General features: G+C 40.5%; 12 protein-coding genes. 3 read left to right on the top strand and 9 right to left on the bottom strand.

Going from position 1 to position 11,731, the window contains the following annotated elements; all coding sequences use genetic code 11:
* The coding region (locus N7974_RS16150) for a transposase domain-containing protein (RefSeq protein ID WP_262966635.1) at positions 1-124 on the top strand (124 nt) is incomplete at its 5' end.
* Between the two features lie 210 nt (positions 125-334).
* Here N7974_RS16150 and N7974_RS16155 read toward each other — a convergent pair.
* Genes N7974_RS16155 through N7974_RS16170 form a run of 4 tightly spaced genes read right to left on the bottom strand, consistent with a single transcriptional unit; the run spans position 335 to position 2,493 of the window.
* Complete coding sequence (locus tag N7974_RS16155) at positions 335-1,375, bottom strand: peptidylprolyl isomerase (protein ID WP_262966613.1); 1,041 nt, start codon at positions 1,373-1,375, stop codon at positions 335-337.
* Positions 1,376-1,654, bottom strand: a complete 279-nt coding sequence (locus N7974_RS16160) for a BolA family protein (RefSeq protein ID WP_243217597.1) — start codon at positions 1,652-1,654, stop codon at positions 1,376-1,378.
* On the bottom strand, positions 1,651-1,953 hold the full coding sequence (locus tag N7974_RS16165) for a YciI family protein (RefSeq protein ID WP_262966614.1): 303 nt from the start codon (positions 1,951-1,953) through the stop codon (positions 1,651-1,653). The genes N7974_RS16160 and N7974_RS16165 overlap by 4 nt, the downstream gene beginning before the upstream one ends.
* 3 nt (positions 1,954-1,956) lie before the next feature.
* The gene (locus tag N7974_RS16170; RefSeq protein ID WP_262966615.1) at positions 1,957-2,493 is read right to left on the bottom strand and encodes a septation protein A; all 537 of its coding nucleotides are present in this window, start codon (positions 2,491-2,493) and stop codon (positions 1,957-1,959) included.
* 288 nt (positions 2,494-2,781) lie between these two features.
* On the opposite strand from N7974_RS16170, the gene N7974_RS16175 reads away from it, so the two are divergent.
* Positions 2,782-3,087: a DUF1244 domain-containing protein gene (locus N7974_RS16175; protein WP_262966616.1), complete on the top strand. Its 306-nt coding sequence runs from the start codon at positions 2,782-2,784 to the stop codon at positions 3,085-3,087.
* Positions 3,088-3,160: 73 nt separating this feature from the next.
* Here the strand turns inward: N7974_RS16175 and N7974_RS16180 are convergent, their stop codons facing one another.
* The 5 genes from N7974_RS16180 to N7974_RS16200 all read right to left on the bottom strand — a co-directional run bounded on the left by N7974_RS16180 (position 3,161) and on the right by N7974_RS16200 (position 10,750).
* Positions 3,161-4,063 carry a hypothetical protein gene (locus N7974_RS16180; RefSeq protein ID WP_262966617.1) on the bottom strand — a complete coding sequence of 301 codons (903 nt, stop codon included), beginning with the start codon at positions 4,061-4,063 and terminating at the stop codon, positions 3,161-3,163.
* 394 nt (positions 4,064-4,457) lie between these two features.
* Positions 4,458-5,891 (bottom strand): dihydrolipoyl dehydrogenase, encoded by a 1,434-nt coding sequence (lpdA, locus tag N7974_RS16185; protein WP_262966618.1) that lies wholly within the window; start codon positions 5,889-5,891, stop codon positions 4,458-4,460.
* A gap of 4 nt (positions 5,892-5,895) precedes the next feature.
* Positions 5,896-7,140, bottom strand: a complete 1,245-nt coding sequence (gene odhB / locus N7974_RS16190; protein WP_262966619.1) for a 2-oxoglutarate dehydrogenase complex dihydrolipoyllysine-residue succinyltransferase — start codon at positions 7,138-7,140, stop codon at positions 5,896-5,898.
* A 1-nt stretch (position 7,141) separates the two neighbouring features.
* Positions 7,142-9,970, bottom strand: a complete 2,829-nt coding sequence (locus tag N7974_RS16195; RefSeq protein ID WP_262966636.1) for a 2-oxoglutarate dehydrogenase E1 component — start codon at positions 9,968-9,970, stop codon at positions 7,142-7,144.
* A 303-nt stretch (positions 9,971-10,273) separates the two neighbouring features.
* Complete coding sequence (locus tag N7974_RS16200) at positions 10,274-10,750, bottom strand: CBS domain-containing protein (RefSeq protein WP_262966620.1); 477 nt, start codon at positions 10,748-10,750, stop codon at positions 10,274-10,276.
* A 206-nt stretch (positions 10,751-10,956) separates the two neighbouring features.
* Here N7974_RS16200 and adk point away from each other — a divergent pair, with 206 nt between their 5' ends.
* The gene (adk, locus tag N7974_RS16205) at positions 10,957-11,595 is read left to right on the top strand and encodes an adenylate kinase (protein ID WP_262966621.1); all 639 of its coding nucleotides are present in this window, start codon (positions 10,957-10,959) and stop codon (positions 11,593-11,595) included.
* The last annotated feature ends 136 nt before the right edge of the window (positions 11,596-11,731 follow it).

Genomic DNA, 11,731 nt, shown 5'->3' on the forward strand with positions numbered 1-11,731 from the left:
AAACCCTGAGGCGTGGCTAAAAGATACCTTGGAAAAACTGCCAACCTGGCCTAATAGCCGTATTGATGAATTGTTGCCATTTCCTGCTGTGTCGGTGGAGGTTAATTCACAGAATGAAATTTAGGGGGAGACGGTCGCGCTGGACGCTTACGGAGAAACGCGACAGGCCGGTTTGGGTCGACAGCTGGCAGTCATATTTCCAGACATTTGACACACAAAAAAATGCCCTGCCAGTTTCCTGGCAAGGCATTTTCCAACCAAAAGAATGCTCTAAAAAAACACACTCTTGGCAGGGCTTCGGATAAACCGCCCTTTTTTATAGGCTAAAAAAGACCTATTTTTTAGTTGCCGGAGCAACTGCTTTAGCTGGCTCAGCCGCTTTTTCTTCTACAACTTCGTCAACAACGACTTCTTCAGCAATTGTTTTTCCTGACGCATCTTTAACTTCTTCAACGATAACTTCTTCTGCAACCGGTTCTCCTTCTACCGCCTTACCGTCAGCAGGTGCTGCAGGAACTTTTGCGGGTTCATCAGTCAACGGTACCAATATCTCTACTTTAGCTTGTTTACGCAAGGTTTCTACCATGTTCTGGATTTTTTTGCGTTGTAAGTAAGGCATCAGTTGTTCTTTAACTGCTTCCAATGGCGGTGGAGTTTGGGCGCGTGAATCTTCTCTTAAAATAACATGGTAACCAAACTGGGTTTGCACTGGTGTTTCAGTATATTTACCCTTTTCCAGTTTAGCAACTGCTTCGGAAAATGGCGCAACCATTTGCCCGGCAACAAACCAACCTAAATCACCACCGTTTTGTGACTCTTTGGCATCTAGCGAATTTTTGTTGGCTAATTTTGCAAAATCGCCGCCTTTATCTAATTCTGCAATCAATTTTTTAGCTTCTGCTTCAGTTTTTACTAAAATATGACGCGCTTTATATTCAATGCCATTTTCACCGGCGACTTTACTGTCATATTCTGCTTTAACTTCAGCATCAGTTACCGGATTGGCTTTAATGAAATTTTGTACATCAGCTTGTGTTAACAAGGTTTTTTTAGCGCTATCAAGCTGTGCAACGATTTCAGCTGATTTATCCAATTGCTTTTGTATGGCATCCTGAACCAAAAGTTCACGCTGAATAAGTTCTTCAATCAATTTTTCTTTGGGAAAAGTTTGTCCATGGCCACGTTCAGAAATTTCTTTTTCCAATTCAGCAAGCGTAGTTTTGCTGATATATTGGCCATTGACAACAGCAACGGCATCAGCTTTCTCAACAACAGGCTTGGCAGCTGATGTGCTTGTGCCATCAGTGGCTTTTTGGTCACAACCAGTGAGCAATACAGTACCGGCAACTAGTAGGGGGATAAGCGTTTTTTTCATTTATAAACTTCCTTTAGTTTCTTCAGAGGGTGATAAAGCATTGATGCCTAAGGCATGAATTTGTTGTTTCATCATATCGCCTAACGCTTTATAGATAAGCTGGTGGCGTTGGACTAACGATTTTCCTTCAAAAGCCTCAGCAATAATAGTCACATGATAATGACCGCCGCCGCTTTTTGCACCAGCATGTCCGGCATGGGCTGCACTATTATCAATAATTTCCAATAGCTCTGGTTTAAAAGCATCATTTAATGATTGTTTAATTTGTTCGGATGTCATTCAGGAAGTACCTTTTTAAATGGTTTAACGGTAACTTTAGCATAAACGCCTGTTTCGTTATAGGGGTCGCTGTCTGCCCAGTGTTGGGCAGCTTGCAAATTATCAAATTCGGCGACGACCAGACTGCCTGTAAAACCGGCATTACCTGGATTATCACTATCAATGGCAGGGTGTGGACCGGCTAACACCAAACGTCCTTCACTCTGAAGCTCTTGCAGTCTTTTAAGATGGGCTGGACGTGCAGACAGCCTTTTTTCCAGGCTATCTTTAACATCGGTACTGATAATTGCATAGAGCACGCTTTATTCCTCGGCGTCTGGTATATATTTATATAAAAAAAGCATTTGAATAACCATAAAAGCAATCATCAAACCTGGCGCTATAAATGTTTTAAAGGTAACCCAGTCATCCGTATTGTAATTGTACATAACGTAAACATTGATAAAACCAACAAGGATAAAGAAGCTGGCCCAGCTAAAATTCAAGCGTTTCCAAATCAAAGACGGTAAGGTTAAATTGCCGGACATCATTCTTTCAATAAAGGTTTTTTGGCCTATAAAGTGACTCCCTAAAAAAGCGAGCCCAAATAACCATTCGATAATGGAAAATTTCCATTTAAGATATTGCTCATCATGTAAATAAATAGTTGCGCCACCGAAAACAACCACCAAAGCTAGCGTAATCCATTGCATGGTTTCAACTTTACCGTGTTTAAACCAGGCATAAATCACTTGAACAATAGTGGCCACGATAACAACAGCGGTTGCTATATAAATATCATAAACTTTGTAGGCAATAAAAAATAAAATAATAGGAAAAAATTCAAAGAGTTGTTTCATAGGTTCCGAGGTATGGATGATCGTGCGTAAATTGCTGAAGAGAGTTAGATTATAGTTTAATTGCTTGGTCTGTTTGCTTTGCTTAGGATACGAATAGTTAATATCCATTTTTACTTTCGATATCAGCTTGGCTATCGAATAAAGTTTATCTTTGATGAAGGTTAACAATAACCTGAAATTTTTTAAGCTTGCTGTCTACTTAAACCGTCTCATTGTAAAATTTTTCATCGCAAATGTACATATCTGTAGTGTTGTTTCTGCTAGAATAGCCAGTTTTGGAGAATTTCAATGGATAAAAAATCACAAACCGAATTAGAAGCGGCGGCGTTCAGGCATTTTGTCAGCCATTTACAGCAGCACACCGAAGTACAAAATATCGACTTAATGCTGTTGGCAGATTTTTGCAGAAATTGTCTTGCCAAGTGGTATGCAGAAGCTGCAATAGAGCAGGGCATAGCAATAGATTATGAACAGGCCCGGGAAATAGTCTACGGCATGCCTTATATGGAATGGAAAGATAAATTTCAACAAGAAGCAACCCCCGAACAATTGACGGCTTATAAGCAGAAACAACAGGCAAAAGCTGATCAATAAAACAATTATACGTGCCTGACAACCAACATAGCTTTTAACCGGAAAAATACATCAGGGGTTTAGCCATTAACTTTCAACGATATTTAGGTAATAGCCGATATAGATTCAATGAAGTTAAATAGGGCTCACGTTCAACCGTGATATTGCGCCGTAATAAACGCGTTTCTTTGGCTGCAGGTAGCTCAGGTAGCAATGTTTTGTCAGGTAATGGTTTATCAGGTGTGGATACGTAAAAAATCGGGGTATGGGCATAGCGTTGGATACGTTGTTCTTGTTGTTCTTTTTGAATATACAAATTAACGCGTTGATGAATACTTTCCGGGTATATCCGTACTAAAACAGAATCGTCAATGCTATTAAAGCGTTCAATATCGGCCTGAATAAAGGCTTCATCTGAACTGCTGGACTGCGCCAGACGATTTAATTTTTCCAGGATTTGTTGCCGATTGAGCTTAATGGTTTTTCGATACCGATTCCAGAAAAAACCGGCAGATAAAACAGGGTAGGGCAAGGCTACAAATTGTCGGCAAGCTTGTCTGATATTTAAGCGTGGATAGCCTAAGCGTTGGAGGATTTTTTTTGACAGCCTGTTGTTACCATTGATAGAAGACCCACCTGTTTCTTGGCCTTTTTTCTGACTGATAATCGGCGTAAACCGATCTATCTTGATGAGTTGCTGATGCAGAGCCAATCTACTGCAATTAACTGCTTCAACTGCCATAAAAGTTGTCTGTGAACAGGGGGCCAAGCCATTGTGCTGTAAAGTTTTGCCAGCCTCTTGATCATTTGTTTCATAACTCCAGTTAAGAACCAGATTTTTTAATGTATGCCTGGCTGTTACTGGATCAGGACTCGACTGTATCCAAAGAGGATAGGCGCTATCCTGATCCAGTAACCCAACCAGGTTAATATGCGTATCCTTAAACTTATTTAATAAGGAAATTAGTTCAACGGTTAATTCGGTTTCTTTCGACATCTAGATCACCCTATGATGTTAATTTTTAAACTCTATTATCACATAGTAGACTCTATTATGTGATTTGCAAAAATATCTTTGCTATTAGTTAATCCTATTAATTATATGATAATAGAAACATTTATATAGATGAAATCTTATAGTCGTTTACTCTGCAATGTATACAAAAAAGCCAATTGAAATGGAAAACGTATATATTACGCAAACCCTGCATCAGATTCCCTATTAAGCAGAGACCACTTGATTGGCTTGTTTAAAATGAAAAACTTTAAACTTCCATTTTAAACAAGGTATAAATCACAACCAATGCAATACCGAAAAATTGTAATTAAGCGCCAGAACAAATTGTGCAGACGCTTAAAATAACGGAACTACAAAAATACCTCAACCTAAATTACATAAGTAAAGTCTTTTCTTTAAGTGCCAAGGCGGCATCATGTACTGCTTCAGATAGGGTAGGGCGTGCATGAATGGTTCTTGCCAAATCTTCACTGCTGGCAGAAAATTCCATTGCCAGTACGGCTTCTGCTATCAGTTCGGAAGCTTGGGTACCAATAATATGAACGCCAAGTATCTTGTCATTTACAGCAGAAGCAATGATTTTAACCATACCTTCAGATTTCCCCATTGCCAATGCACGAATGGTTGCTGTTAATGGATAGATACCAATTTTTATGGTTTCGCCAGTGGCACGCAACGCTTGTTCAGTTTGTCCTACCCAAGCAATTTCAGGTTCGGTATAAATAACACTGGGTAAATTTTCGTAGTTAATTGGATTATGAAATCCGGCAATAATATCGGCAACAAAGATACCTTCCTCTATACCTTTATGTGCCAACATCGGCCCTAATAATGTTAAATCACCAATAGCGTAAACTCCGGGCAAATTGGTACGACAATTATCATCAACATAAATATAGCCGTTTTCATCAAGTAACAAATTAGCTTCAGGGGCTGCCAATTCAGCCGTATTGGGTTTTCGACCACTGGCAACAATCAATTTATCAACGCGGAGACTGTGAGTGCCATCCTGATCTTGATATTCTACGATTACTTTTTTATTGGCTTTTTTTGCAGAAATAACTCGGGCACCCAAACGTAAATCAAGACCCTGATTCTGATAAATACGATAAGCTTCGCCTGAAATTTGTTGATCCAATAAGGATAAAAAGTTTTCTTGTGCTTCCAGTAATATCGTTTCAGAACCCAATCTATTCCAGATGCTGGCTAATTCAAGACCCACAACTCCGGCACCAATAATGGCCAGTTTTTTTGGCACCACATCCAGATTTAAAGCCGCCATAGAATCTATAATAAATTCATTATCTATGGGGGCATAAGGCAATTTTACTGGCGATGAACCTGTCGATAAAATAATATGCTCTGCATCAAGAATGGACAGTTCTGCAGTATCCATCGCTGTTATTTCTACTTGCCGAAAATTCAGCAGTTTAGCCTTTGCCTGAATATAGTCTATCTTGTGATGAGCAAACAAGTCAGCCATCTTATGGCCGATTTGATCGATAATTTTATCTTTACGTTGAATCATTCGCGGTAAATCTACGGTAACCGCTTCAACATGAATACCATGTTTTTCCATGTCATGATTAAGTTGATGATAAAGCTTTGCCGACTCAAGCAAGGTCATGGAAGCAACGCCACCAGTATTAAGATGAGAGCCGCCTAAACGACCCTGATTTTTTTTGTTACGCCAATTATCAATACAGGCAGTTTTTAAGCCATGCTGTGCACAGCGAATCGCACTGGCAAAACCGGCGGGCCCTGCACCTATAATGATGACATCATAATGTGTTTTCTTTTTTAGCATAAAGTTAAATGTTTAGTAGAAGGTGAGCGGGAGCTTCCAAGCATTCTTTTATAGTAACTAAAAATTGTACGGCTTCGCGACCATCAACCAAGCGGTGATCGTAAGACAGGGCTAAATACATAATCGGTCTGATAACAATTTGGCCGTTTTCAACAACCGCACGTTCCTTAATGGCGTGCATACCTAAAATAGCGCATTGAGGTGGATTAAGTATCGGTGTAGATAGCATTGAGCCGAACACACCACCGTTGGTAATGGTAAATGTTCCACCCTTTAAATCATCATAGGTTAGCGTTCCTGACCTGGCTTTTTCTCCATAATTGGCGATGCTTTTTTCAATACCGGCAAAATCGAGTTGATCGGCATCCTGTAATACCGGCACAATCAAACCGCGCGGTGTACTAACAGCAATACCCAAATCATAGTAACCGTGATAAATAATATCGTTACCGTCTATAGAGGCATTGATGGCAGGGAAGCGCTTTAAAGCCTCAATTGAAGCTTTAACAAAAAACGACATAAAACCCAGTTTGACGGCATGTTTTTGTTCAAAGCGAATTTTATATTGGTTGCGAAGATCAATGACATTTTGCATATTAACTTCATTGAAGGTTGTCAACATCGCTGCATTTTGTTGAGCTTGCAACAAACGTTCAGCTACTTTGGCTCTTAAACGTGTCATTGGAACACGTTGTTCAGGTCGCAGGTTTGAGTCAATTGTTGTTGGTGCAATTGCTTTTATTATTTCCGGTTTAACTTCAGCCACAGTGCTTGGTGATGATGAAATATTTGCTGTTGTTACGATGGCGGCTGTTGGCTTGTTAAGATGATCCAAGACATCAGCTTTGGTGAGACGGCCACTTTTTCCGGTACCTTTAATCAGCAAAGGATCCAAGGTGTTTTCATGGACCAAGCGACGAACTGAAGGACTTAACGGGATATCTTCATCGTTTGGCTCAGTCGATTTAGGTGCTGATTTCTTACTCTCGGTAATTGGTTGCGCTTTAGCGGATTCAGATTGCAATAGCGCCAGTACTTCGCCGCCGGTAACAATAGCCCCGTTTTCCTTGAGTATTTGGCTGAGTATGCCTGATTCAGGTGCGGTGACTTCAAGTACCACTTTATCAGTTTCAAGATCAACAAGGTTTTCGTTCTTGTTAACGAAGTCACCGGCTTGTTTATGCCAGGTAATCAGCGTTGCGTCAGATACAGATTCGGGTAGGTTGGGAACTAGGACTTCAATGCTCATGTTATTTTCCTGAAGGGTCGCCGTATAAGGCTGATTGAACGACAGCTTTTTGTTGTTCTATATGGACATGAAACTTACCGACAGCGGGTGCTGCCGATGCTTCTCGTCCGGCATAAGTGACGCTGATATTGGCTTTTAGACTATCGGTAAAGTGATGTTTGGATTGATGCCAGGCACCCTGATTTTGTGGTTCTTCCTGACACCAGATAAAATCTTTCAAATTCGGGTATTTCGCCAATTCCAGTTTAAGTAATTTGTCCGGAAAAGGATATAGTTGTTCAAGACGTGCAATAACGACATGCTGAAGATTATCAAGGCGACGTGCTTCAAGTAAGTCAAAATAAACTTTACCGGCACATAAAATAAAACGGGTGACTTTTTTTGGATTAATAGCATCCTGCTCACCGATGACAGGTTGAAAATTTCCATGAGTCAAATCTTCCAGGGTAGATACCGCAAGCTTATGCCTTAGCAGACTTTTTGGGCTCATGACAATCAATGGTTTTCGGTAAGTACGTATTAATTGACGCCGTAATAAGTGAAATATTTGTGCGGGAGTAGTCGGGTTACAAACCTGAATATTATGTTCGGCACAGAGTTGTAAATAACGTTCCAGCCTGGCTGAGGAGTGTTCCGGGCCTTGCCCTTCAAAACCATGGGGTAACAACATAACCAGTCCGCACAAACGACCCCATTTGGTTTCTCCGGAACTGATAAACTGGTCAATAACCACTTGGGCACCATTGGCAAAATCGCCAAATTGGGCCTCCCAAATGACCAAGGTATTAGGCATGGTCGTGCTATATCCGTATTCAAACCCCAATACTCCAGCCTCCGATAACAGAGAATCAAAAATCTGGGCACGACCCTGGTCTTTGTCCAGATGTTTAATAGGGGTATAAGTTTTATTATTGAGTTGATTATGCAATACCGCATGGCGATGAACAAATGTTCCCCGGCCTACATCTTGGCCAGTCAATCGGACATGGAATTTTTCCAACAGGAGGCTGGCATAAGCCATATTTTCAGCAAAACCCCAATCTATTGGCATGGCGCCTGCAGCCATTTTTAGACGGTTTTCCATAACTTTGGCAATTCTGGGATGTATTTCAAAGCCGGCAGGTAAACGCTGCATTCTGTCATTACAAAAACGTAATTGATCCAACGAAATTGCTGTGTTGCAAGGAATGTCCCAGCTTTTGTTTAGATATTGATTCCATTGATTGGTATACGAATAACTGGAACTATCCAGAATCGGTCTTGAAACCACTTGACCGGCTTCAAGCAGTTTTTGATAGTCCTGCTCCATTGTTGCAGATTGTTCAGTATTAATAATACCTTCATTTATCAATTTTTGGGCATAAAGAGTCCGTGTGGTTTTATGTTTACGGATTTTTTTATACATACCGGGCTGAGTAGCGGCAGGATCGTCGGCTTCATTATGACCAAGACGGCGATAACAAATAAGATCAATCACGACATCCTTATTAAACGTCATTCGATAATCGAGAGCGAGTTTGGTTACAAAGATAACCGCTTCCGGATCATCCCCGTTAACATGAAAAACGGGCGCCTGAATCATACTGGCAACATCCGTACAATACAATGTAGATCTGGCATCTGCCGGATTACTGGTGGTAAAGCCAATTTGATTGTTAATAACAATATGTACGGTGCCGCCGGTGAAAAAAGCGCGAGTTTGCGACATATTCAGGGTTTCCATAACAATACCTTGTCCGGAAAAGGCAGCATCCCCATGAATCAATACAGGAATAACCGTACTGATACCGTTTTCTCCGGCCCGATCCTGACGAGCTTTTACCGAACCTTCAACAACAGGATTAATAATCTCCAAATGTGACGGGTTAAAGGCCAGCGTTAAATGTACCGGTCCCCCCGGCGTCGCAATATCGGAGGAAAAGCCCATATGATATTTTACATCACCAGATCTGGCACCGGGTAACAGGGTAGATGTACCCGCAAATTCATCGAACAGGCTGGCAGGGCTTTTTCCCAGAATATTAACCAAGACATTTAAGCGACCTCTATGCGCCATACCCATGACAATTTCTTTAACGCCTTTATCACCGGAACCTTGAATTAGTTCATCCAATATTAAAATAAGCGATTCACCGCCTTCCAGAGAGAAGCGTTTTTGACCGACAAACCGATGATGTAAATGGCTTTCTATACCTTCAGCTGCAGTCAACAGTTTTAATAGCCAGTGTTTTTTAGAAGGTTCCAGTATTAAATTTATTTTAGAGCTTTCCAAACGACTGATTAGCCAGCGTCTAATCTGCGTATCAACAATATGCATATACTCGGAGCCAATACTACCGCAGTAAATCTCTGTCAGATTGGCAATAATAGCGCGTAAGGGTAATCGATCAACACCGCCAAAAAGTGTACCGGTATCAAATAATGTTTCCATATCCGGCTCAGATAGTCCGTAATAAGCCGCATCCATATCGGGAGGGGGAGGGGCTGTTTTTCCTAAGGGATTACTGTTGGCAATTTGATGTCCACGAACCCGGTAATGGTTAATAAGCCGGGAAACAGCAGCCTGTTTTTTTACACTTTCTTCGGTAAAACCTTGTAACTGCGCCAATCTTCCTTGAGATTTTATAGCCAGTTGTGCAAAGCGTTTTACCACAGGACTGTGAGGGGTCTCATAAGTCGTGCCCTGATGAATGGCCGTAAACTCTTTTTGCCAACTAGGCTCAACAGATTCTGGATCGTCCAAAAACTGTTCATATAAGTTTTCAATAAAACTGGCGTTGCTGCCTTGCAAGGAAGAAGAATCTTGAAAAAGTTTAAGCAGGTTACTCATCATGGATATCCAGTTTATTCTGCACGGAGTTAGTCTTTATAGTAAATCTTGGCAGGTTATATCACCAAGATTTTATGAGGAAATTATTCGCTAGTTTATTAAGGCATCTTGGTGGGTGCTAAAACGGCTATTATCGATCTTGTATTTAGGTTATACGGTAACCATAACATATTGTATTAAATGTTGATTTATTTTTACACGAGTCGTTATTTAATAAAGCCTAATCATATAAGCAAAGGTCTTGCCAGATCAAACAAAAAAGTCCCGTAACGGGACTTTTTTGTTTGATCTGGCAAGTAAAATTCAGGTATGACTGATACCTGAGCTTATTCTTTGCGCTCTTTTTTCACTGGATTTTTCCAGCTTTGAAAAAACCTTGAGTATATCGGTTGCTGATATAATTCCTACTAAATGATTATCCTTGTCGACAACCGGTAATGCACCCACTTTATTATCAGCCATAATAGCAGCCGCTTCAAAAGCATAAGTTTCCGGATTAACCGTTAATACACCACGGCGCATAATATGTTGTACTTTTTGTGGAACCACATGTTGTTCTACAGAATTTTTCCCGCTGGCCGGTTCAATAACATTAGAATTGTTTTTTGGTCCGAGGGCTTTGTACAAATCCCGGTCAGAAACAATGGCGATTAGTTTGCCTTTTTCAACGACTGGTATATGACGAACTTTTTCATAATGGATTAAAAAAAAGACCCGATCAATCAAGTCGTGTTGCTCGACGGTAAATACTTTTGTTTTCATTAAATCTTCAACACGCATCACATATTCTCCTGATTGGTAGTAAACCCCGTAAGAATAAGGAAATAATCGCATTTTTACAAGAGATTAAGTATGTTGTGTTATAAAATATACCGCTATGTTTTATAGTTAGCCATACAACCTAACAACGTTATTTTTTTTAGTTACTTAAGTACCTGTTATTTATAGTAAATATTTGTCTTATCGATATACTTTGGAGTTATTTTATGCACGTCATCCTGTTAGGAAGCCCCGGTTCTGGTAAAGGAACTCAAGCTCAGTTTATTACCGAAAAATATGCCATTCCACAAATTTCAACCGGTGACATGCTACGTGCTGCAGTTCGCGATGGCACGCCACTGGGTATTGAAGCTAAAAAAATAATGGTTGCAGGCGGCCTGGTTTCAGATGACATTATTTTGGGTTTGATTAAAGAGCGAATTGCCCAGCCTGATTGCGCCAACGGTTTTTTACTGGATGGTTTCCCAAGGACTATTGTTCAGGCCGAAGGGCTTGATGCAATGGGTATAAAAATTGATAATGTGATAGAAATTGCTGTTGCCGATGAAGATATAGTCAAACGTATTGCCGGTAGAAGGGTGCATTCAGAATCAGGACGTACTTATCATGTTGAGTATAATCCACCTAAAGTTGAAGGCATTGACGATGTTACCGGAGAGGCATTGATTCAGCGTGATGATGACAAGGAAGAAACCGTACGTAAAAGACTGTCGGTTTATCATGAACAAACCAAGCCTTTAGTCGGTTATTATTCAGCAGACAGGCGAGGCGTTAAATTCAATTCGATTGCCGGTATAGGCGCTGTTAATGAAATTACCAACAAAGTTTTTGCTATTCTCGGTTAAACATACCGGCAATAAACTAATGATTACAAAAATGCATGACTGATTGATCATACTGTAGATGCCAACTATTTCTGTTGCCGAGATTAATTTACCGGACAGGCAAAAACCAGCATCTTGTCAATCGATTATGCCGTTG

It is taken from the genome of Methylobacter psychrophilus (assembly GCF_025583945.1).
Lineage (GTDB): Bacteria > Pseudomonadota > Gammaproteobacteria > Methylococcales > Methylomonadaceae > Methylobacter_C > Methylobacter_C psychrophilus.

Bases quoted from the DNA above. Each gene is read 5' to 3' on its own strand.
- N7974_RS16155 (WP_262966613.1), bottom strand. From the start codon at position 1,375: ATGAAAAAAACGCTTATCCCCCTACTAGTTGCCGGTACTGTATTGCTC.
- N7974_RS16160 (WP_243217597.1), bottom strand. From the start codon at position 1,654: ATGACATCCGAACAAATTAAACAATCATTAAATGATGCTTTTAAACCA.
- N7974_RS16170 (WP_262966615.1), bottom strand. From the start codon at position 2,493: ATGAAACAACTCTTTGAATTTTTTCCTATTATTTTATTTTTTATTGCC.
- N7974_RS16175 (WP_262966616.1), top strand. From the start codon at position 2,782: ATGGATAAAAAATCACAAACCGAATTAGAAGCGGCGGCGTTCAGGCAT.
- N7974_RS16180 (WP_262966617.1), bottom strand. From the start codon at position 4,063: ATGTCGAAAGAAACCGAATTAACCGTTGAACTAATTTCCTTATTAAAT.
- lpdA (WP_262966618.1), bottom strand. From the start codon at position 5,891: ATGCTAAAAAAGAAAACACATTATGATGTCATCATTATAGGTGCAGGG.
- odhB (WP_262966619.1), bottom strand. From the start codon at position 7,140: ATGAGCATTGAAGTCCTAGTTCCCAACCTACCCGAATCTGTATCTGAC.
- N7974_RS16195 (WP_262966636.1), bottom strand. From the start codon at position 9,970: ATGAGTAACCTGCTTAAACTTTTTCAAGATTCTTCTTCCTTGCAAGGC.
- N7974_RS16200 (WP_262966620.1), bottom strand. From the start codon at position 10,750: ATGCGTGTTGAAGATTTAATGAAAACAAAAGTATTTACCGTCGAGCAA.
- adk (WP_262966621.1), top strand. From the start codon at position 10,957: ATGCACGTCATCCTGTTAGGAAGCCCCGGTTCTGGTAAAGGAACTCAA.